The sequence below is a fragment of the Marinococcus sp. LNHM4E3-1 genome (assembly GCF_056034405.1).
This window is the reverse complement of record NZ_JBQLID010000003.1, coordinates 139,200-159,316: the sequence shown is the minus strand read 5'-3', so window position 1 is coordinate 159,316 and position 20,117 is coordinate 139,200. Positions and strand designations below refer to the sequence as shown.

Annotated in this window: 22 protein-coding genes; 8 read left to right on the top strand and 14 right to left on the bottom strand. The window is 46.8% G+C overall.

Annotated features, from left to right (window positions below; all coding sequences use genetic code 11):
* Positions 1–290 precede the first annotated feature (290 nt).
* The 5 genes from ACTRXI_RS04485 (at position 291) to ACTRXI_RS04465 (ending at position 5,857) form a co-directional block, all read left to right on the top strand.
* Positions 291–2,471 (top strand): ATP-dependent Clp protease ATP-binding subunit, encoded by a 2,181-nt coding sequence (locus ACTRXI_RS04485; RefSeq protein WP_474261394.1) that lies wholly within the window; start codon positions 291–293, stop codon positions 2,469–2,471.
* Positions 2,472–2,851: 380 nt separating this feature from the next.
* The gene (locus ACTRXI_RS04480) at positions 2,852–3,901 is read left to right on the top strand and encodes an NAD(P)/FAD-dependent oxidoreductase (protein ID WP_474261264.1); all 1,050 of its coding nucleotides are present in this window, start codon (positions 2,852–2,854) and stop codon (positions 3,899–3,901) included.
* A 12-nt stretch (positions 3,902–3,913) separates the two neighbouring features.
* Positions 3,914–4,471, top strand: coding sequence for a GNAT family N-acetyltransferase (locus tag ACTRXI_RS04475; RefSeq protein ID WP_474261263.1), 558 nt, complete (start codon positions 3,914–3,916; stop codon positions 4,469–4,471).
* A gap of 99 nt (positions 4,472–4,570) precedes the next feature.
* Entirely contained in the window at positions 4,571–4,885 is a 315-nt protein-coding gene (locus tag ACTRXI_RS04470) for a DUF3817 domain-containing protein (RefSeq protein ID WP_474261262.1), read from the top strand.
* A 144-nt stretch (positions 4,886–5,029) separates the two neighbouring features.
* Positions 5,030–5,857: a DUF368 domain-containing protein gene (locus tag ACTRXI_RS04465; RefSeq protein ID WP_474261261.1), complete on the top strand. Its 828-nt coding sequence runs from the start codon at positions 5,030–5,032 to the stop codon at positions 5,855–5,857.
* A 55-nt stretch (positions 5,858–5,912) separates the two neighbouring features.
* Here ACTRXI_RS04465 and ACTRXI_RS04460 read toward each other — a convergent pair whose 3' ends face one another.
* The 9 genes from ACTRXI_RS04460 to ACTRXI_RS04420 form a co-directional block, all read right to left on the bottom strand.
* A complete protein-coding gene (locus ACTRXI_RS04460; RefSeq protein WP_474261260.1) occupies positions 5,913–6,290 on the bottom strand; it encodes a DUF423 domain-containing protein in 378 nt (125 codons plus the stop codon).
* Between the two features lie 19 nt (positions 6,291–6,309).
* The gene (locus ACTRXI_RS04455) at positions 6,310–6,609 is read right to left on the bottom strand and encodes a DUF5327 family protein (RefSeq protein ID WP_474261259.1); all 300 of its coding nucleotides are present in this window, start codon (positions 6,607–6,609) and stop codon (positions 6,310–6,312) included.
* 180 nt (positions 6,610–6,789) lie between these two features.
* Positions 6,790–8,259: a nicotinate phosphoribosyltransferase gene (locus ACTRXI_RS04450; RefSeq protein ID WP_474261258.1), complete on the bottom strand. Its 1,470-nt coding sequence runs from the start codon at positions 8,257–8,259 to the stop codon at positions 6,790–6,792.
* 167 nt (positions 8,260–8,426) lie between these two features.
* Positions 8,427–8,612 carry a hypothetical protein gene (locus ACTRXI_RS04445; RefSeq protein ID WP_091615281.1) on the bottom strand — a complete coding sequence of 62 codons (186 nt, stop codon included), beginning with the start codon at positions 8,610–8,612 and terminating at the stop codon, positions 8,427–8,429.
* A gap of 117 nt (positions 8,613–8,729) precedes the next feature.
* A complete protein-coding gene (locus ACTRXI_RS04440) occupies positions 8,730–8,987 on the bottom strand; it encodes a MerR family transcriptional regulator (RefSeq protein ID WP_462869050.1) in 258 nt (85 codons plus the stop codon).
* Positions 8,988–9,031: 44 nt separating this feature from the next.
* Entirely contained in the window at positions 9,032–9,739 is a 708-nt protein-coding gene (locus tag ACTRXI_RS04435) for an exonuclease domain-containing protein (protein WP_091615278.1), read from the bottom strand.
* On the bottom strand, positions 9,740–10,753 hold the full coding sequence (locus ACTRXI_RS04430) for a DUF294 nucleotidyltransferase-like domain-containing protein (RefSeq protein WP_474261257.1): 1,014 nt from the start codon (positions 10,751–10,753) through the stop codon (positions 9,740–9,742).
* A 3-nt stretch (positions 10,754–10,756) separates the two neighbouring features.
* Positions 10,757–12,037, bottom strand: a complete 1,281-nt coding sequence (locus ACTRXI_RS04425) for an ammonium transporter (protein WP_474261256.1) — start codon at positions 12,035–12,037, stop codon at positions 10,757–10,759.
* 335 nt (positions 12,038–12,372) lie between these two features.
* Positions 12,373–13,422: an AbrB family transcriptional regulator gene (locus tag ACTRXI_RS04420; RefSeq protein WP_474261255.1), complete on the bottom strand. Its 1,050-nt coding sequence runs from the start codon at positions 13,420–13,422 to the stop codon at positions 12,373–12,375.
* 174 nt (positions 13,423–13,596) lie between these two features.
* On the opposite strand from ACTRXI_RS04420, the gene ACTRXI_RS04415 reads away from it, so the two are divergent.
* Complete coding sequence (locus ACTRXI_RS04415) at positions 13,597–14,085, top strand: glutathione peroxidase (RefSeq protein WP_474261254.1); 489 nt, start codon at positions 13,597–13,599, stop codon at positions 14,083–14,085.
* Positions 14,086–14,142: 57 nt separating this feature from the next.
* On the opposite strand, the gene ACTRXI_RS04410 is transcribed toward ACTRXI_RS04415, so the two are convergent.
* Together ACTRXI_RS04410 and ACTRXI_RS04405 are read right to left on the bottom strand one after the other, a co-directional pair.
* Positions 14,143–14,985, bottom strand: a complete 843-nt coding sequence (locus tag ACTRXI_RS04410; protein WP_474261253.1) for an aldo/keto reductase — start codon at positions 14,983–14,985, stop codon at positions 14,143–14,145.
* Positions 14,982–15,671 (bottom strand): uracil-DNA glycosylase, encoded by a 690-nt coding sequence (locus ACTRXI_RS04405; RefSeq protein WP_474261252.1) that lies wholly within the window; start codon positions 15,669–15,671, stop codon positions 14,982–14,984. The genes ACTRXI_RS04410 and ACTRXI_RS04405 overlap by 4 nt, the downstream gene beginning before the upstream one ends.
* A gap of 200 nt (positions 15,672–15,871) precedes the next feature.
* Between ACTRXI_RS04405 and ACTRXI_RS04400 the strand changes: the two genes are divergently transcribed.
* Together ACTRXI_RS04400 and ACTRXI_RS04395 are read left to right on the top strand one after the other, a co-directional pair.
* The gene (locus ACTRXI_RS04400) at positions 15,872–16,144 is read left to right on the top strand and encodes a DUF4190 domain-containing protein (RefSeq protein WP_474261251.1); all 273 of its coding nucleotides are present in this window, start codon (positions 15,872–15,874) and stop codon (positions 16,142–16,144) included.
* A 183-nt stretch (positions 16,145–16,327) separates the two neighbouring features.
* Positions 16,328–16,963 carry a hypothetical protein gene (locus ACTRXI_RS04395; protein WP_474261250.1) on the top strand — a complete coding sequence of 212 codons (636 nt, stop codon included), beginning with the start codon at positions 16,328–16,330 and terminating at the stop codon, positions 16,961–16,963.
* 51 nt (positions 16,964–17,014) lie between these two features.
* Here the strand turns inward: ACTRXI_RS04395 and rlmH are convergent, their stop codons facing one another.
* The 3 genes from rlmH to ACTRXI_RS04380 all read right to left on the bottom strand — a co-directional run bounded on the left by rlmH (position 17,015) and on the right by ACTRXI_RS04380 (position 20,102).
* A complete protein-coding gene (gene rlmH / locus ACTRXI_RS04390; RefSeq protein ID WP_474261249.1) occupies positions 17,015–17,494 on the bottom strand; it encodes a 23S rRNA (pseudouridine(1915)-N(3))-methyltransferase RlmH in 480 nt (159 codons plus the stop codon).
* Positions 17,495–17,846: 352 nt separating this feature from the next.
* Positions 17,847–19,094, bottom strand: a complete 1,248-nt coding sequence (locus tag ACTRXI_RS04385) for a S1C family serine protease (protein WP_474261248.1) — start codon at positions 19,092–19,094, stop codon at positions 17,847–17,849.
* A gap of 213 nt (positions 19,095–19,307) precedes the next feature.
* Entirely contained in the window at positions 19,308–20,102 is a 795-nt protein-coding gene (locus ACTRXI_RS04380) for an MBL fold metallo-hydrolase (protein ID WP_474261247.1), read from the bottom strand.
* Between the last annotated feature and the right edge of the window lie 15 nt (positions 20,103–20,117).

The following is a 20,117-nucleotide window of genomic DNA, read 5'->3' as shown; positions in this document are numbered from 1 at the left end:
GTTTAGACTTTCGCAAAAACGTTAATACATTCTTTACCGTTTTTTCACAGATGCCATCCGAGCATATTTCTTGAATTTCTCTTCCCTATTTCCTAATATGTAGGTGTAAATCAATTGGTCAGAGAAAATCAAATTTATCTCTTGCATTATACGGGAAGTGGGTATATAATACTGTTACAAGGTCAAAGATAGTCAAAGTCAATGAAATAATTCTGACCTTCCGAAGATGAAAATGAACGATGCACACGTCAATAATACTATTTTAAAATAAGGAGGTTCGGTTCAGTATGATGAGATGTGAACATTGCGAACAGCGTCCAGCACGCATTGAACTGAACATGAATGTTAATGGAAGTCATCAAAAAATGCACCTCTGTGAACGGTGCTATAGAGAAATTCGTCAAAATATGAATCAGCCATCCGGCCAGGGCGGCTTCGGCGGCTCCCAGTCCCCATTTGACCAATTCTTCAACAACATGATGAGCGGCGGAGCAGAACAAGGCTCCAGTCAGGGTCAGGAACAGGCTCAATCCGGCGGCGGCCAGGGCGGAGGTCTTCTTGACGACTTAGGTAAAAACCTGTCTGATGTTGCACGCGCCGGCCTCATTGATCCAGTCATCGGCCGCGATAAAGAAGTTGAGCGGGTCATTGAAACATTGAACCGCCGCAATAAAAACAATCCGGTTCTTATCGGTGAACCTGGTGTCGGTAAAACAGCCATCGCCGAAGGACTCGCCCTCCGCATTTCAGAAGGCGACGTGCCAAATAAGCTGAAAAATAAAAGCATCTACCTGCTCGACGTTACTTCCCTTGTAGCAAATACCGGGGTGCGCGGCCAGTTTGAAGAACGCATGAAACAGCTGCTGAAAGAGCTGCAGGAACGCCAGGACGTCATCGTCTTTATTGATGAGGTTCACCAAATCGTTGGCGCAGGTTCGGCAGAAGGTTCTTCGGACGCCGGCAATATTATGAAACCGGCGCTCGCCCGGGGAGAAATTCAGCTGATTGGTGCAACAACACTCGCAGAGTACCGCAAAATTGAAAAAGATGCAGCGCTTGAACGCCGCTTTCAGCCGGTCATGGTTAACGAACCAAACCTCGAAGACAGCGTAGCGATCTTAAAAGGCCTGCAGACAAACTATGAAAAATTCCATCATGTGGCTTTTACCGATGAAGCACTTGAAGCCTGCGTGAATTTATCCAACCGCTATGTACAGGACCGGTTCCTGCCGGACAAAGCTATCGATTTAATGGATGAAGCAGGCTCCAAAATAAACCTCGCTCACAGCGATGATGACAGCGAATCCCTGCAAAGCCGCCTCGAGCAGATTGCTGCGGAAAAAGAACGCGCCACTCAGCAGGAGGATTACGAACGTGCAGCTAAGCTTCGCGATGAAGAGGCCAAGCTGCAGGAGCAGGTTAAGGAAGCCGAACAAAACGGCAATATTCAAAAAGAAACACCGACCGTTGATGTAGAAACGATCCAGATGATTGTAGAAAATAAAACTGGTATCCCGGTTCGCCGCCTCCAGCGTGATGAACAAAAGAAAATGCGCGACCTGCCTGAACGTCTGAATGCAAATGTTATCGGGCAGGAAGAAGCAGTAAGCAAAGTTGCCCGCTCGATTCGCAGAAATCGTGCCGGCCTTCGCCGCGGCAGCCGCCCAATTGGTTCCTTCCTATTTGTCGGACCAACCGGTGTCGGGAAAACCGAGCTGTCCAAAACACTCGCTTCTGAAATGTTTGGCGACCCTGAAGCAATGATCCGCCTCGACATGAGTGAGTATATGGAAAAACATTCTGTGTCCAAGCTTATCGGTTCACCACCGGGATATGTCGGACACGATGAAGCCGGCCAGCTGACAGAAAAAGTGCGCCGGAAGCCTTACAGCATTATTCTTCTGGACGAAATTGAAAAAGCGCACCCTGATGTGCAGCATATGTTCCTGCAGATCATGGAAGATGGCCGACTGACCGACAGTCAGGGACGCACGGTCAGCTTTAAGGATACAGTCATTATCATGACTTCAAACGCCGGCTCGCAAATGAAGCGCGTCACGGTAGGCTTTGGAGACAAAGACCAGGTAGAACCAAAAATCATGGAATCCCTCAGCGATTATTTCCGTCCTGAATTCCTGAACCGTTTCGACAGCATTGTAAGCTTCAAAGAACTGGCTCGCGAAGACCTTGTTACCATTGTAGATCTTATGCTCAAAGACATCTTGGAAGCAGCCAGCGAGCAGGGACTGAATGTTACCGTATCTGAGGATGCAAAACGCATGCTTGCCGATCAGGGCTACGACCCTTCATTCGGTGCCCGCCCTCTTCGCAGGGTAATCGAAGAGAAAGTAGAAGACGGCATTGCTGATCTTATGCTTGAAGAGGAAGACGTGCAAAATATTGCTATCACGGTGAATGACAACGATATCCAAGTAGCCAATGCACAAACGTCTGCCTCCGCCAAAGAATAATTCTCATAAAAGGAAAGCCCTGCAGCAGCTGCCGCAGGGCTTTTTTATACTTAAGAATATCTATGATGGACCGCTTACTTATTTTATGTGCTCTTTTCCTTCGCCGCGTATCACAAAAAAGAAGCATTTTTCTGTAACACCGCTTTTTACAGCATCGGAACCCGCACCGGAGAATAAAACTTCTTTAATTATTTAATTTTCTTACTCGTTTTACTGAACATAGCGGTGGCATGTATTATAAGCTCTCTCCCCCGAAATGCTAAATGTTCCACGTGGAACATTTTATGTTTGTGAAGCTATTTCCCATCTTCCTTTTACTTTTGTACAAAAAGAGCGTACAATGTAATTGATAACGATTATCACTAAAGGAGCTGGACACCTTGTCTGACTTTCACATACATGATGTTACTATTATCGGCGGCGGTCCTGCTGGTCTATACACTGCTTTTTACTGCGGGATGCGTGCGCTCGACACCCATATAATCGAAGCGCAGCCTGATCTGGGCGGAAAAATTCACGCCTACCCTGAAAAAATCGTCTGGGATGTCGGCGGCCTGCCTCCTTCCTCCGGAAAACAGCTGATGGATCAGCTGGTGGCCCAGGCAGAAACGTTTCACCCGGCAATTACTACAAATGAAAAAATTATTCATGTGGAAAAGGAAGAGACCGGGCTTTTCCGTCTGGAGGCAGAAACAGGAGGCATCTATTATTCCCGTGCGGTTATCATTGCTGTCGGCCACGGCATTCTTCATGCCCAAAAGCTCGACATCGAAGGCGCAGAAAAATTTGAGCTTTCGAATCTGCACTATACCGTTCAGCAGCTTGAGCGATTCCGTGACCAGAAGGTCGTCATTTCCGGAGGCGGCAACTCTGCTGTGGATTGGGCGAACGCTCTCTGCCCGATCGCAAGCGAAGTCACAGTCGTGCACCGGCGCGATGAATTCGGCGGTCATGAACGGCACGTTCAGGAAATGAAGGATTCCGAAGTAAATGTACAGACGCCGTTTGCTCTTTCGGAACTTCACGGCAACGACGAGGGCACTGCTATCGAACGGGTGCTCTGCACAAACCTTGAGACCAACGAAAGTATGGAAAAAGAAGTGGATGCTGTCATCGTGAATCACGGTTTCCAGATGGAGTTCGAGCTTCTTGAAAACCTGCGGCTGCAGACAGAAGAAAATAAAATCCTCGTAAATGAGCAGATGAGGACAAATATCGAAGGTTTATTTGCTGCCGGGGATATTACCAGCCACCAGGGAAAAGTCCATTTGATTGCCGGCGCATTTGTGGAAGGCGCTTCAGCTGCGAACAGCGTCAAACAGTTTCTTGAACCCGGTGCCGGAGCAAAAGCCATGGTATCTTCCCACAACGAGCGGTTTGCGGAAAAAAATCAGGAAATTCAAAAGAATATTCTTTCCAGGCAGCTTTAAGCAGCCATATGAATGCTTTACCGAAACACTGACAGTCATCAATTAATCAAAGAGGTGAAAGCGTTGCGACTACCCCGCTCCACCGAACGTCTTTCATTTCGTTCCATGCAGCATAAAGATCACCGGCTGCTGAAAAACATTTTCCAGGATGAAGACGTTATGCGCTATTACTCCGCGTTAAAGTCCGAAAAAGAAATCGATGAATGGATCCATTGGAATAAAAGTCACTATCTATCGTACGGGGTCGGAATGTGGATCGTGGAAGACCGGCAGAACCAACGCTTTATCGGCCAGTGCGGACTTGTCCCCGAAAAAATAGAGGGCAGCGTTTCTATTGAACTTGGATACCTGTTCACACCGGAGAACTGGGGATACGGATATGCATCTGAAGCCGCTGCTACGGTCCGGAATTTCGCATTTTATTCACTCGATATTTCAATGCTTATATCAATCATCGATCCTGAAAACACGCCTTCTATTAAAGTAGCTGAAAATATTGGGATGACTTATCAGCGTCCTGTAAAACGGTGGAACCGTTCCTTCAGCTTATATGCTGCAGCCCGCCCCTGATTCAACTGTCACAATTCGTCCATTGTACCGGTTCTTTCCCTGTGCTATGTTAACGATATATTCTTATCGTGATTTTGACATTAGAAAGGAAGGCCGTGCATGAATTCTCTCCAAGCGCTTAGATGGGCCGGTATCATTGAAGGAATCTCATTTCTGCTTCTGCTCTTTATTGCTATGCCTTTAAAATACGGGGCAGGCTTTGACATGGCTGTCAGTGTCGTTGGGGCTGCCCATGGCGGATTGTTCGTCCTGTATGTAGCTATTGCTTTATTTGTCTGGATACAGAAGCGCTGGCCGTTTCTGCGCATGCTTATTGCCGTTATTGTATCCGTCATCCCATTTGGCCCGTTTGTATTTGAGCGCAGCCTGCGGCGTGAAGAAAATGAAGAACTTGAGCCCGGTGCCGTTTTTTAAACCGAACCCTTCGTTCGGTTTTTTTCATGGGCCGCAGGCGACTTATAGTAATTTCTTTCAAAACATGATATAAAGAATTGATGCTGTGAAAAATTTGCAGTTTTTACATAAAACAATTTTGATGAACGAGGAGTCTCGATGTACATGATTGAATGGAAAAATATTTTACGCGGCATGGCCATGGGAGCTAGTGACGTTATACCGGGCGTAAGCGGCGGCACTCTGGCGTTAATCCTTGGTATTTACTACCGGCTGTTGTCTGCCATCAGCCTGCTTTTTTCACGCCAGTGGAAGCAGCAGCTCGGCTTTTTAATTCCTCTCGGTGTAGGGATGGGGACAGCTATTCTGTCACTTGCTCATCTGCTTGAATGGCTGCTTGCCGAACACCCGCAGCCGACGTTTTTCTTCTTTTTTGGATTAATTCTCGGAACGATTCCTTTTATTTTATACAAGGTGAATTACAAAACGAATTTTAAAAAGCATCATTACGTCATTTTGCTGATCGCAGCCGTAATTGTCCTTCTTTCAGGTCTTTTCCAGGGGGATGAGGAGACAGCTGTCATTGCCACCGGCAGCGCAGGAAGCTTTGCCACCTTATTTTTCTCAGGATGGCTTGCGAGCACAGCGATGATTCTCCCCGGCATCAGCGGTTCGTTTGTGCTCGTAATCATCGGGGTTTATCAGACGGTGATCAACGCCTTAACAGAACTGAACCTGCCTGTGCTTTTCACCTTCGGAGTCGGCGTGCTCGTAGGGATCGCCATTATGAGTAAGCTCCTTCGTTACCTGCTGCGTGCTCATACTGTCGGAACGTATGCGGTGATTACCGGCCTGCTCCTTGGGTCGCTTTACGTTATATTTCCCGGCTTAAATGACGGTGTGATTGCTTTTATCGTCAGCCTGGTAATGTTTGCCGTCGGCCTCGGCCTGGCGCTTTTCCTTGGCCGGATCGATCGTACCAGAGCAGTGTAATTCCCATGAAAAAGAGAAAAGCCGGCTGCGGATTTTTAACCGCAGCCGGCTTTTCTTAGGCTTTCAGCACGTAAATAATTAAACAAATCCACCCGGCAATAAAAGCCACTCCGCCTAAAGGAGTTACGGCCCCCAGCCAGGAAATGCCAGAAAGCGACAGCACATACAGGCTGCCGGAAAATAAAACAATTCCTGCAAACAACAGCCATCCGGACCATCCCAACAGCGCTGATCCTCCGCCAGTATAAGCTGCTACAGCACCGATAGCGATCAGTCCCAGGGAATGATACATATGATACTGCGCTCCGGTATTATACGTTTCAAGCATCCGGTTCGACAGCCGGCCCTCCAGGCCGTGGGCACCGAACGCCCCAATTCCCACTGCCAACGCAGCGTTTACTGCCCCTAACACAACGAGTACTTTCCACAGCATGCCTAAGTCTCCTTCTTAATTAAAAATCCAGTAAATTACCTTCCGTTGACGGAATATCTTTTTCCTCTTCCACCGTTTCACGGCTCGGCCTCGATGCTGCAGGCTTTTCCGGGGCAGGAGCCGCAGCTTTTGGCTGCGGAGGTTCTGCAGCCGGGCGCTGTGCTTCCCCGGCCCTGGAAGAAAGCAGAATATCACAATAGTTTCGAAGCGTTCTTGCGTGCTCCTGCAGCGCCCGCTCGTCTCCCTTTTCCCCCTGCTCTGCGAGCTGGAGCAGTTCCTCTTCCATTTTTTCAATCACGGTCTGAACAGATATCTGCATAGGCTCTGCCCTCCCTTTCTCTGCTTCAAAGCATTCACATTTGGAATTCTGTCAAATTATATCATATGTACAGCCCGCAGCCCTATGTTTCTCCTCATTGTCACGAGACGTTCGCAATTTTCCGGCAGATAGTATAAAAAAACTGCCGAACCGAAAAATTCGGCCCGGCAGACTGTTCTTTTACCGACTAAATTCGTTTTGAATTTCATGCATCTTCTGCACTTTGTTTTCCCAGCATTTCGGGCTTAAATCAACTGGATATTCTTCAGGATTTAACGACCGTTTGTATTCTTCCCATAAAAGCGGCAGATTTGATTGCATATAGGTCTGGATATCTGTCATGGACGGGAGACTGTAAACCAGCTTACCGTCTTTGAATATTGTTTCATGAAGATTCACCGCTTTGAAATTCTGAACTTTTTTGCTGATATACGTGTGCACCGGATGGAACATGTGCAGCTCCTCCTGCTCGTTTGGCTCTTCCCCGGAAAGCGTAATGTAATCTCCTTCCGAGCGTTTGTTTTCAGTATTTATTATCCGGTAAACATTTTTCACGCCCGGGGTAGTCATTTTTTCCAGATTGCCGGATTTTTTTGCTCCAATTTTCATCGTGTCACGCATGTCACCATTATTGTTTTCAATCGCCACAAGCTTGTATACAGCTCCAAGAGCAGGCTGGTCATACCCGGTGATAAGCTTGGTACCGATACCCCACGTATCAATTTCTGCCCCCTGGGATTTTAAATTGGTAATTGTATATTCATCCAGGTCTCCGGAGGCAATAATCTGGGTGTCTGTAAAGCCGGCCTCATCGAGCATTCTTCTTGCTTCTTTGGACAGGTAGGCCAGATCCCCGCTGTCGAGACGCACGCCTTTGAAGCGGATATTTTCACCCATCTCTTTTGCGACCTTGATGGCATTAGGTACTCCCGAGCGGAGAGTGTCGTACGTATCCACTAAAAATACGCAATCCGTGTGGTGCTCGGCATACATTTTAAAGGCTTCATACTCTGTTTCACATGCCTGTACCATAGAATGCGCATGTGTGCCCGCTGTAGGAAGCCCGAATACTTTTCCGGCCCTGACATTGCTCGTTACTTCAAAACCGCCGACAAAAGCCGCTCTGCTCCCCCACAGCCCGGCGTCAAGCTCCTGGGCCCGGCGCAGACCGAAATCCATCGCTCGTCCGTCCCCACCCGTCACCTGTTTAATGCGGGCTGCTTTCGTAGCGATCAGTGTCTGGTAGTTCACCATGTTTAACAGCGCGGTTTCAATCAGCTGGGCTTCTCCGAGCGGCGCTTCTACTTTGATCATCGGCTCGTTGCCGAAGACAAGCTCGCCTTCCTTCATCGCATAAACACTGCCGGTAAACCGGAGTTCCGCTAAATAGGAAAGAAAATCTTCCCCGTAGCCTGCTTCTTCCCGCAGATAAGTAAGGTCTTCCTTTGTCATCCGGAAATTTTCCAAAAAGTGTACGACCCGTTCCAATCCGGCAAATACGCCAAACCCATTGCCAAACGGGAGCTCCCGAAAATATAGATCAAATACGGCTTTCCGGGTATGCATGCCGCTCCGCCAATACGTTTCCACCATATTCACCTGATATAAATCGGTATGGAGCGATAAACTGTCATCTTCATAGCGTGTCATTCCAGTCCCCCCTTTTAAATCCTGTTATTTGTACTTGCCTGAGTCGTGTTTGCACTACTTGTACTTTTTCACTTCTTCTTTCCATTGAAACCCGTTTCCCTCTTGTCCCGGGTACATTTAAAAAAGAGCCCGCCCTGAATCAGGTGCGGACTCTTATACGTCTGCGTTTACTTCTCTACAAGCTCATAGCCGTAGGCTTCGATCTTCGCATAGTCTTCTTCGTCAATCACCCAGTACTGGCCATCGTTATTGCGGACAATTACTTCCTTTTCCGATGCGTCTTCACGGGCGTTTTCAAGCTCGTCGAATTTTTTCGCCGGTACTTGAATATCTTCTACTATGATAAATGACATGAATAAAACACCTCCGTTGTTTCGAAAGTGTTCCCGTTCACTTCTTTATTCAAACAGATATAAAGAATTTTTTTAAAAAAGGGACTTTTTTATTAATGCATATCCTGCGATAATTCCTCAACTTGAACTCTTATCCCGGACGGAGAGCACGGCTTTGATACCGGCAATATTTAACCCCTGGTCGATAAGCTCTTTGATTTCCTGACACCGATCAATATCATTCATCGAAAACAGGCGCTGGTTTCCCTGATTTCGCTCTGGATTGATCAACCCCTGTTCTTCGTAGTAACGGATTTGGCGAGCTGACAATGATGTGATTTCTTGTACCACGCTAATGGGAAAACAAGCAGCATTACGAGGAATATTACCCTTCACCGCGCCCTCCTCCTTTATAAATTTTTTCAGCCTGCCGTAAGGGGTTACCTCCGGCGGTGGCTGAGATGTGCATATACGTCCTGAAGTGTCTCATAGCCAAGCTCCTGTACCGTCTGGATGGAGCGTGTCCAGAGCTCAGCCGCCATAATGGCATCCCCTAGAGCATTGTGTCTTCCTTTTATCGGGATGTCGTAATAGTTGCAGCAGTCATCGAGCGAACGAAATTCAAAATCCGGGGCAGCAATACTGAACACAAACGAAGTATCGAGCAGACGATGCTGCAGGTTCGTTCCCATCGTCCGGTACGTATACTTCTGCAGAAACTTTCGTTCATGGGAGGCGTGATGCGCTACGAGTATATCCGCCTGGGCAAACTGATAAAACTGCTCGAGAGCTTCGCTGATCGATTGGCCGTCTGCTTCCAATTCCTCCGCTGTTAAACCGGTGACTTCGCTTACCTCCGGGGACACAGCCTCTGGTTCATGGACAAGCGTATAAAAGGCATCGTCCCGGACCAGCCGGTTGTGTTTAATTTTAATCGCTCCCATCGACAATATCTTATCTCCGGCGTCTGCGTTAAAGCCCGAGGTTTCCAGATCAAGGACGGTGACGTTCAGTGAAGACAGCGATTTCTGCAGAGGCTGCTCTGCCTTTACATCTTTTTGCAGCTGACGCATAAAAGACTGATGCTGGGGATTCGTGGAGTCCAGACCGCCAAATCGACTAGAAATACTGCGCATCCATTGAAACATCTAAAAATCACCCGACTCCATGATTTTTTTTGTGTGCTGAAACAAGTGTTTTCCTTCTTTTAATGCAGATTTCAACTCGGACTTCTGGGCTTTCGAAAGCTGCTGCAGCGGTACGTAGTGAACATCTTCATAAACATTCTGTTTCTTGGAAAATGAAGCCCGCAGCTCCAGCAGATTTTTAAAATGCACGTCCTTGCCCTTCACATAGGAATGTTTTTCCGACACCTGCCGGATGCGTTCTATCGTGGAGGAAGCATGAATCCCCTCATGGATCGCAAGCAGACGCAGAGCATGAACGTATGGGAAAAATCCAACATCTTTAATGTGCATCGAGCCTGCGTACTGCCCTTTTTCTTCCGGGAGAAGCTGGCCGAAAGCGTTGAGGCCCTTGTGCAGGTACGCAGTGTTTTCGGATAATCGCTTTAATACGTCTCGCTGGCCGGCCTGCTCGAAGACATGCTCCTTTACTTCCTCAAGAAGCTCATCTTCTCCCACCAGCGTCCTGGCATCGATAAAGGTGAGCAGGTGGCGGAACGGTCCCCATTCATCGGCTTCAATCCAGCCATCCACCTGCTTTTTCCACCCTTCCACCCCGTGGCACCAGCGTTTGTGCGAAGCCATAACCAGTCCTTCACAGCGCGGGTATCCAACGATCGCCATTCCTTCACGTATTTCTGCTCCGAGGCCGAGAAAGTAATCCTGGTGTTCGTCGTCTGTCCCTTCAAAAACAATACCATGATCCTGATCACTGAACTTCGCCTGCTCCTGTCTTCCCGCGCTTCCCATAAGAAAAAAAGCAAAGTGAGCAGGAAGGTCTCCCCGCTCACTCTGGTGATGATGAACAGCAAGAGTAACCGTTTCTGAAATCCACATATCGTGGGCTTCATTAAGCTTTACTGGCTCTCCCGCCAAATCGTCCATCTTCTCTTCTTTGTCTTTTTTTATTTCTTCATAGCTCTTAAAGGAAGGTTCTGCTGAAAATCCCTGTGCTTGTGAGAATGAAGAATTCGACATAATTTATGCTCCTGTTCTTTCCGAAGAATTGTCTGTAGTAGGCTGCACGTTTTCCGGGTACCCGTATGCACCGTGCTCACTCATATCAAGACCCATGATTTCTTCTTCTTCCGATACGCGAAGGCCGCCGATGATCGATTTTGTAATTAAGAGAATAATGTAAGAAGCGATGAGTGCAAACAGTCCGCAAGCTACGACACTGATTGCTTGAACACCCAGCTGGGTCAGCCCGCCGCCGTAGAATAAACCGGCACGGCCGCCGTTCATTTCAGCAAGCTGCGGTGTAGCAAAGAAACCGGTAGAAAGCGTACCCCAGATACCAGCCATACCGTGAACTGAAAGGGCGAAAATTGGATCATCGATGTTACGTTTTTCAAAGAAACGAACGCTGAAGAAGCAGAGTATTCCACCAATTGCGCCGATAACCACGGATGCCCATGGAGCTACAAATGCGCAGGAAGCGGTAATTGCTACAAGTCCTGCCAGTGCTCCGTTCAGCATGCTTGGTACGTCTGCTTTTCCGAGCACAGCCCAGGCAATCAGAAGTGCTGCAAAAGCACCCGCCGCCGCTGCCAGCTGTGTATTCATTGCAACATAACCAAAGAAACCGTCCGCTACACCGAAGGTACTCGCTCCGTTAAAGCCGAACCAGCCGACCCACAGGAAAAGCACCCCTAAAGCAGTAAACACCTGGTTATGACCTGGAAGATTGTTGACCGAACCGTCTTTATTGTATTTCCCAATACGCGGCTTAAGTAAAATTGTTGCCGCAAGAGCACCCATCGCACCAGTCAAATGGACTACTGTGGAACCGGCAAAGTCCTGTTTGCCAAGACCGGAAATCCAGCCGCCGCCCCAGATCCAGTGTGCAATTATTGGATACACAATGGCAGAGAATAAAATAGCGAAGACTACGTAAGCTGCAAGCTTCGCACGTTCAGCGAAACCGCCAAAAGCAATCGTAAGGGCAATCGCCGCAAATGCGAGCTGGAAGATAAAGTCGATGGCAGGCGTTAAACCGTCTGCGGTGCTTGCGTCCCCGTAAAAGAAGTTCGAAAGCCCGATGATGCCTCCAACGTCGTTACCGTAGATAAAACCGTACCCGACAGCCCAGAAGACAAGTGAGGAAATCCCCAGTGTAAAGATTGTTTTTCCTGCAATGTGACCCGCGTTTTTCATCCGGGTCGAACCTGCTTCCAATAGAATAAATCCACCCTGCATAAGAATAACTAAAATAAATCCAAGCATAACCCAAAGGTTATCAAGCAATACTATCGGATCCACGTTTTTTCCCCCTCTGTTATTATCGTGCAAGATTCATGTGAACTTAGCTAACATCTTGCGTTAAATAGTATTTTACCGTTTAAATTTTCAGAATCTAGTACTATGTAAGATAATCTCACACAAAAATATCCTCCTTATGACTTAAAAATCCGAAAAATCAGTGATATGCAACGGGTTCAAAAGGTTTATTATTTTACGAAATAATTTTGTTTTCATTATTTTTGAAAGCGTTACCTTAAAATAATAGTCTTTTTATTTTTTCTCCAGCGTTTTCTCCCAAAAAAAAGACGATAAAATTAATTATCGCCCCAGCTGTCTATTTCTATTCAGTTCTGCTATACCGACTGTTTTTGAATAAGCCTCTGCAGCAGACGCACAAAAAATGGCAGGCAGAGAAACAACACAAGCACTCTTATAATATGGAGACTCGATACAAGAGTCGGTTCAAGATGTAAGGCAACCGCCGTGCTGCTCATCTCTGCTGCCCCTGCAGGGACTGTGCTGAGAAGACTCGTCACATACGGCAGACCCGTAGCAGCGTGAAACATTAGAGCGAGCAGCAGGCTGAAAATGAAGTAAAACCCGAGAAGCACCGCGCTTGGACATCCGATCTCCTTTAATTTATAAAAGGTCGGACGGTCAAAACGGATACCGACCATCGCTCCGAGCAGAGCCTGGCCGCTCCCACCGATAACAGAGGGGAGTCCATTGTCTGTTGTCACCACCCAGTGGCCAACGACAAATCCAATTAGTAACCCGTAAAACAACGTTCCTGCCGGTACTTTATACAAATAATAAAGCAGAACCGTGGCCACAACGCAAATACCGAACACTCCCATTACTGTAGGAGAGACTTCGGATATCGCCGGTCCGGCACTTCCTATCGAGCCAATATCCGCCGGGGTCGTAAGACCGATAAAAATTGGTATCGTTAACACAAACAGCGTTATTCGCGTAGTGTGAAATGCCGCGACCATGCGGTTGTCAGCTCCGTAATCGCTGCTTAAGCCGATCACCTCCGAAGCGCCTCCCGGGACACAGCAAAAATAAGCCGTCAGCGGATCGAGATCCGTCCAGCGGTTCATCAGCCAGCCGAGACCAACGCCGAGCGCCATTGTTAAGCTGAGGGTAAGAATCAGCGGAAAAATATACTGTCCCAGAAGAGCAAAGATGCCGGGCTCCATCATAAAACCAATGTTGCATCCAATCAAAGCAAGAACGGTGCGGAACGGCCAGCCATCAAAAACGAGCCGTTTGTACGCCATCCCGCAAACAATCCCTGTCACGAGCCCGCCAAGCAGCCATCCTGCCGGCAGCTGTAAGTAGGTAAACAAGCTGCCTGTTAGTACGGCAGCTGCTAATAATAAAAGTTTTGTCCGCTTCATCCTGATGCCTTCTTTCCTCATTCATCCATATCGGTTAATATTATAGCATCCTGATGAAATTGAAAAACCTTCCCGCTATTTCCTGCATTAATTGCATTTTATTCACAGCACAGGAGTTTGAATGGGAATGGCGGAGGTTATATGAAACGTATTATTCGCTCAAAGGAGGAAATTATGACTTCCAGTATTTACAACATTGAGGCCGTGCAGGCTGATGGCACAGAAAAAACACTGAACGAGTACAGGGGAGAGGTACTGCTGATTGTCAACACTGCTTCAGAATGCGGATTCACTCCGCAGTACGAAGAATTGGAGGAGCTGTATCAACGATACAAAAACCGTGGCTTTCAGGTACTCGGCTTTCCTTCGAACGACTTTGGCGGCCAGGAGCCGGACACTATTGAAAATATCACGGAATTCTGCGAAACCAATTACGGGGTCAGCTTCGATATTTTTGATAAGATCCATGCCAAAGGAAACGAAAAACATCCCCTGTTCGACTGGCTTCTGGAGCAGACGAGCCCAGACCGTGAGATCGAATGGAATTTTGAGAAATTTCTTGTTTCCCGCCACGGCGAAGTTCTCGGCAGCTTCAAAAGCAGTACAAAACCGACCGATCCGCAAATAACGAGCATGATTGAAACTGGCCTTCAGCAGTCTTAAAGATGGTAAACATAAAAAAGCAGCCGGCATAGCGAATATGCCGGCTGCTTTACTTCATTATTTTGTCGTTGACGCGTAATCGAACTCATCCGGGTGCAGACCATAACGGGCGTCTTCATTCATGCCGTTGATCGTGTCCATGTCTTTCGTATCGAGTTCAAAATCGAACACTTCTGCATTAGAGCGGATCCGTTCGGCTGTAACAGACTTAGGAATAGATACAACCTTATTTTGAAGGGCCCACCGTACCAGAACCTGTGCCGGCGTTTTGCCATGCTTGTCAGCAATTTCTTTCACCGCATCGTGTTCAAGAAGATCGCCTTTCCCAAGCGGTCTCCAGCCTTCAAGCTGAATATCATGGCTTTGGCAGTATTCTAACAGGGCTTTTTGGAAAAGACGCGGATGAAACTCCACCTGGTTCAGCATCGGCGTGATTTCTGCTGTTTTCAGCAGCTCTTCGAGGTGCTGTTCGGTAAAGTTACTGACTCCTATGGCACGTACTTTGCCGTCTTTATACAGCTTCTCAAGCGCTCCCCAAGTTTCTTTGAACTTTCCGGGAACCGGCCAATGGATCAAATAAAGGTCCACTACATCAACGCCGAGTTTTTTACGGGAGCGCTCAAAGGCTTCCAGCGCTTCGTCAAAGCCGTGTTCATTGTTCCAAAGCTTTGTGGTGATAAACAATTCATCACGCGGCACTCCGCTTTCCTGAATCGCTTCTCCGACGCTTTCTTCGTTGTCATAAAAGGAAGCGGTGTCGATGGAGCGATAGCCTGCCTGCAGGGCGGTTAAAACAGCATTTTTTACTTCTTCACCTTTTTCTGCCTGATAGACGCCAAGGCCTAACCACGGCATTTTTACTCCGTTTGCTAAGGTTGTTACAGATGTTTGAATACTCATGTACGATCTTCCTCCTCTGTTGGAATACACCAGTCAATTTCCAGACGCCCGGCCTCTTTCAAAAACTGATTGGTTTTTGAAAACGGGCGGCTTCCAAAGAATCCTTTATTAGCGGAAAACGGACTCGGATGTGGAGATTTAATGACTAAGTGATGCTCATTTGTAATAAGCTCTTCTTTTGCCTGTGCATGGCGGCCCCATAAAATGAATACCACGGGATACTCTTTTTCGTTAGTCTGCTGGATTACTTCATTTGTGAAGGTTTCCCATCCTTGTCCTTTGTGCGAATTCGCTTCCCCTTTTCGCACCGTAAGTACTGTGTTCAGCAGAAGCACTCCCTGCTTTGCCCAGGAAACGAGGGAACCATGACGCGGTTTTTCACAGCCCAGGTCTTCTTCCAGCTCTGCATGGATGTTTTTCAGCGATGGGGGGATGGAAACATCCGGATTTACGGAAAAACTTAACCCGTGGGCCTGCTTCGGCCCGTGGTAGGGGTCCTGACCAAGAATAACCACTTTTGTATTCTCGTATCCTGTATAATGCAGCGCATTAAAAATATCGTGCATATCAGGATAGACGGTCTTTTCCTGGTATTCTTTTTTTAAAAATTCCCGCAGCTCCTGATAGTACTCTTTTTCGAATTCCTTTTCGAGCACAGGAGCCCAGTCATTCTGCAGAATTTCCATAGCCGCGTCGACTCCTTCGCCTGCTGATTTCTTTTACTGTATGCTCTAAATCCTTAATATCCTTTTTTTAGAAAGATCAAACGTAAGCAGTCCGGGAAATGTCAATAGAATGCCACTCCTGTTCATTGTTTTTGCTTCACAGTCGCGTTACGATAAAAAAGACGATAATGTGATCTGGTATAGTGAAGGAGCGGCAGCCCATGAATGAAACTGATACAGTGGCGACCCAGCCAAGAAGCCTTAAAGCCATCATTTCCTTAGTCCTGGGGTTTGATGCATTCATTTTTCTTGTAATTCTTTTTCCTTTCAGTGTAATTTTCGGTATTATTGGTTTGTGGACCGGGATTAAAGCATTAAAGGACATTAAAAACTATCATTACCGCGGAAGAAAAGCAGCATTGGCCGGAGTCATTTTCAGCTTAATTGGAACGATAATAGGAGCTATCATTACGTTAAATGTTTTTGTATTATGATAAAAGTATCGGCGCTTTTAGGTTTTTTACACCTAAAAGCGCCGAATTTTTGTCCGTAAAGTAAAGCATCCCTGCAAAAAAAGCAGCTGCCTATAAAAAGAAATGGCCGGCAAACAAATACTTGTTTATCCTTCTCACCGGCAGTACTATATAACTATTAAATACATTTTATTAGGAGGTTATATGAACAAAAAGATTGTACCTGTCGTAGGTCTTGTTTCCTTATTCATGCTTTCAGCCTGCAGTACTTCTATAGAGACCGAAGCTGCTTCAGGGTCTTCTGTGAAGGAAGAACTGCAGGAAATAAAGGAAAAGAACCAGAAACTGAAAACAAAAGTGTCCAATCTGCAGGAAAAAAATGAAGAACTCCGCGAGAAAAAGAACAGTCTAAAAGAAAAGAAAACAAATCTAAAGGAAAAGAACCAGAATTTACTGGAAGAAAACGAAGAGCTTAAGGAAGAAAACGCAGAATTAAAAGAAGAAGCAGGGACCTTCAACGAGGAGAAAGAAGAGACAGAAGCTTCATCCGATTCCAGCGAAGAGACAGACGGAAGCTACACGAACGTTATCGCTTCGATTACTGAAGAAGAGGCAGAGACCCGTATTAAAGAAAATGCAGAGAGCGACTGGCCTGACGACTACGTCATGCAGGATTTCGTCATAGAGGAGCAGAGAGCTGCCTACGAGAGCTTATCAGAGCTTTCCATCGACACAGGTACAAAGGAAACGCTTCTGCAAAACGCTTACAACGACTGGGGCTATGATTTTGTTATGGTCGAATTCGCCTATGAAGAACAGTTAAGCGCCTACAATAATTAACTGTTAAACAAGCGCCTGCTCCTTTAAGAGTAAGCGCTTTTTACATTCCTTTTACTTATGGTACGGGCTACCCGCATTAATTTGTACTGCACGGTAGATCTGCTCTGTAAGCATCAGGCGTATTAATTGGTGGGGGAAGGTTAACGCAGAAAATGACCATTTGAAATCAGCCCGCTTTAATACTTCCCCGGATAGGCCGAGCGATCCACCGATGACAAAAACAATTGTACTCGTTCCCTGTACGGCTAAATCCTGGAAGGTTGCAGCCAGCTGTTCAGAAGAAATCATTCTGCCTTCCGGCTCAAGAGCAATCACGTATCCCCGTTCAGGAATCTTTTTGAGAATGCGTTCGCCCTCTGTATTCTTTACCTGCTCATTTTCCTTATCACTGGCCTGCTCCGGTGTTTTTTCATCCTTTACTTCAACAATTTCCAAGGAGCCCTGCCTGCTCAGTCTTTTTTTATATTCTGCGATTCCTTCATTGATGAATGTTTCTTTGCATTTACCGACGGCAATAATCAATATATTCACAGGTCTTTTCCCTCCAGCTTATTTTTCCACAGAAATTGTCCACATATTCACAAGTGAACGAGCCTAAATTGACAAGATATATTCTGCTTTTTCTCCCCGATACTCACAGGGTGTGGATATTTTTTCACTTTCATCCACAATCCTATCCACACCCACAGCTATACTTTTTTCATTTTACAATACGTCATCCAATAATTATCTTATATGTTCTTTACAGCAGTATAGCAAGGGTTTGTCTCTCTTTCTCCATACAATTTTCTCCGCGTCTATTGTAGCATATATTTTCTTCAGTTCGACCATATCTATATTTATCCACAAAAAAAGAGCCTTCAATGGAAGGCCCTGAATTGATTTATTCACCTGTGGATGCTGTCTGTGTTAATTCTATATCCGTTGTCTGCTCTTCCCCGTTCCGGTAATACGTTATAGTAACTGTATCTCCGATTTCGGTGCTGTTATAGAGATAATTCCTGAGGTCGCTGCCTCCCTGTACTTCTTCGCCGTCAATTTGAGTGATCACATCGTTTTGTTCGAGTCCTGCCTCCTGCGCGTCAGAATTTGGCTGGACCTGGGTCACGTACACTCCGTGATCCACATCTTCCGGAAGTCCCAGCTCTTCTGTCCAGTTGTAGCTTGACAGTTCAGAAATTGATTGAATAGCAACACCCAGCTGCGGGCGTTCTACTTCGCCGTCTTCTTCTAAATCTTCAATGATCGGCACTGCCACTGATGTTGGAATCGAAAACCCGATGCCTTCCACCGAAGACTGGGCAATTTTCATCGAATTAATGCCGATGACCTGACCTGAGCTGTTGACCAAAGGACCACCACTGTTGCCGGGGTTGATCGCTGCATCCGTCTGCATGACGTCTGCTTCCCAGTCATCCTGTCCATCCCCGTCGTAATCCACCGGAATACTGCGGTCCTTCGCGCTGATGATTCCCTCTGTCACTGTTCGTGACAGATCTGTGCCGAGCGGATTCCCAATGGCGATTGCCTGATCACCTACTTGCAGGTCATCCGAACTGCCAAAATCAGCTACCGTGTCTATCTGTCCGCCATCTACTTTTAACACGGCCAGATCAGTATAAGGGTCAGTACCGACAATCTCTGCTTCCAGCCGGGTATCATCCTCTAAGCTGATTTCTACTGAATTTGCTCCTTCTACCACATGGTTGTTGGTAACAATAAACGCTGAGCCGTTTTCCTTTTTATAAATAACGCCAGAGCCGGTCCCCTGTTCGACAGATTCTTCGCCCTGGTCCTCGCTGCCCTGAATACCGGCGTTTTCTGACTGAACCTGATTAAACACTCCGACTACAGCCCCGGAAACCTCGTTTGCTGCTGCTGTTACCGTGCCAGCCTCTGCACTGACTTCTTCCGTAGAGACGTCGGATCCGGAACCGTTGTCCGATAAATCCGCCGTCCCGTCAATCGTTTCAGTATTTTCCCCTGAAACCGAATCATATATAAACGGTGCTGATACTGTCATTACCCCTGCACCGAGAATTGCCCCCACAAAGCCCGCGATACCTACATTTCTGCGACTTTTCTTTTGCTTCTGACTTTCTTTTCTTGCATGATCATCATAATAACCCATATTCCGACACTTCCTTTTTCATAAGATACCGGGGCTGATTTCAGTGCTTTTGACACATACTGAAATGAAGACCCTTTATCATACCCGTCTCGGGTGCCGGGATGTATATTTATTGTACGAAGAAAAAGCACGCCCCGTCCAGTAAAAGGGCGCGCTTTTGATAATTTTTTACGTTTATAGAGAATACCCCTAAGGTGTACCATATATATTGGTTTAAAGGGTATGCAGGCTTGTAGGAAGAAATGGATCCGTATCGTAGAGATGAAACGTATGACCTATTCCTGTTTCCTCTTCTTCAAGCACCTGCTTTACTGTCATCCGTGCCAGGTCTTTCATGTTATTGTCCCGGCTTAAATGCGCGAGATAGATTCTGCTCGTCCGCTCTCCGACAATATCCGCGAGCGCATAAGCGGAGTCCTCGTTCGACACGTGTCCGGAATCACCCAGGATTCGTTTTTTAACATTCCAGGGATAGCGGCCCATACGAAGCAGATTAATGTCATGGTTTGATTCAAAAACGTACGCATCGGCATTTTTTACCGTGCCTTTGATCTGGTCGCTGACGTATCCCATATCTGTGGCAAGCGCCAGTTTTTTGCCTTCATGGTGAAACACAAAAAACATAGGATCTGCTGCATCGTGCGAAACGTGGAATGGCTCAAGCTCAATATTGCCAAATGCAGCCGGCTGATTTCGGTCAAGGTGAAATTTCTGTTCCAGGGGTACCTTCCCAATAAGCCCTTCCATCGCCTGCCACGTTTTTACGTTGGCATAGACCGGCAGCTGGTATTTCCGGCTTAATACCCCGACGCTTTTAATATGATCGCTGTGTTCATGGGTAACTATCAGCGCGTCCAAAGCTGCTGGATCCACACCGATCGCATTTAAATTTTCCACTATTTTTTTGCCGCTCAATCCTGCATCAATCAACAAACGCTGCTTCCCAGTCTGTACGTAAATAGCATTGCCTGTACTGCCGCTGGCAAGTACACTGAACTGCAGTGTCATTCTATCCTCCTGCTT

Bases quoted from the DNA above. Each gene is read 5' to 3' on its own strand.
- ACTRXI_RS04485 (WP_474261394.1), top strand. From the start codon at position 291: ATGAGATGTGAACATTGCGAACAGCGTCCAGCACGCATTGAACTGAAC.
- ACTRXI_RS04475 (WP_474261263.1), top strand. From the start codon at position 3,914: ATGCTTTACCGAAACACTGACAGTCATCAATTAATCAAAGAGGTGAAA.
- ACTRXI_RS04470 (WP_474261262.1), top strand. From the start codon at position 4,571: ATGAATTCTCTCCAAGCGCTTAGATGGGCCGGTATCATTGAAGGAATC.
- ACTRXI_RS04465 (WP_474261261.1), top strand. From the start codon at position 5,030: ATGATTGAATGGAAAAATATTTTACGCGGCATGGCCATGGGAGCTAGT.
- ACTRXI_RS04460 (WP_474261260.1), bottom strand. From the start codon at position 6,290: ATGCTGTGGAAAGTACTCGTTGTGTTAGGGGCAGTAAACGCTGCGTTG.
- ACTRXI_RS04455 (WP_474261259.1), bottom strand. From the start codon at position 6,609: ATGCAGATATCTGTTCAGACCGTGATTGAAAAAATGGAAGAGGAACTG.
- ACTRXI_RS04450 (WP_474261258.1), bottom strand. From the start codon at position 8,259: ATGACACGCTATGAAGATGACAGTTTATCGCTCCATACCGATTTATAT.
- ACTRXI_RS04445 (WP_091615281.1), bottom strand. From the start codon at position 8,612: ATGTCATTTATCATAGTAGAAGATATTCAAGTACCGGCGAAAAAATTC.
- ACTRXI_RS04435 (WP_091615278.1), bottom strand. From the start codon at position 9,739: ATGTTTCAATGGATGCGCAGTATTTCTAGTCGATTTGGCGGTCTGGAC.
- ACTRXI_RS04430 (WP_474261257.1), bottom strand. From the start codon at position 10,753: ATGTCGAATTCTTCATTCTCACAAGCACAGGGATTTTCAGCAGAACCT.
- ACTRXI_RS04420 (WP_474261255.1), bottom strand. From the start codon at position 13,422: ATGAAGCGGACAAAACTTTTATTATTAGCAGCTGCCGTACTAACAGGC.
- ACTRXI_RS04415 (WP_474261254.1), top strand. From the start codon at position 13,597: ATGACTTCCAGTATTTACAACATTGAGGCCGTGCAGGCTGATGGCACA.
- ACTRXI_RS04410 (WP_474261253.1), bottom strand. From the start codon at position 14,985: ATGAGTATTCAAACATCTGTAACAACCTTAGCAAACGGAGTAAAAATG.
- ACTRXI_RS04405 (WP_474261252.1), bottom strand. From the start codon at position 15,671: ATGGAAATTCTGCAGAATGACTGGGCTCCTGTGCTCGAAAAGGAATTC.
- ACTRXI_RS04400 (WP_474261251.1), top strand. From the start codon at position 15,872: ATGAATGAAACTGATACAGTGGCGACCCAGCCAAGAAGCCTTAAAGCC.
- ACTRXI_RS04395 (WP_474261250.1), top strand. From the start codon at position 16,328: ATGAACAAAAAGATTGTACCTGTCGTAGGTCTTGTTTCCTTATTCATG.
- ACTRXI_RS04385 (WP_474261248.1), bottom strand. From the start codon at position 19,094: ATGGGTTATTATGATGATCATGCAAGAAAAGAAAGTCAGAAGCAAAAG.
- ACTRXI_RS04380 (WP_474261247.1), bottom strand. From the start codon at position 20,102: ATGACACTGCAGTTCAGTGTACTTGCCAGCGGCAGTACAGGCAATGCT.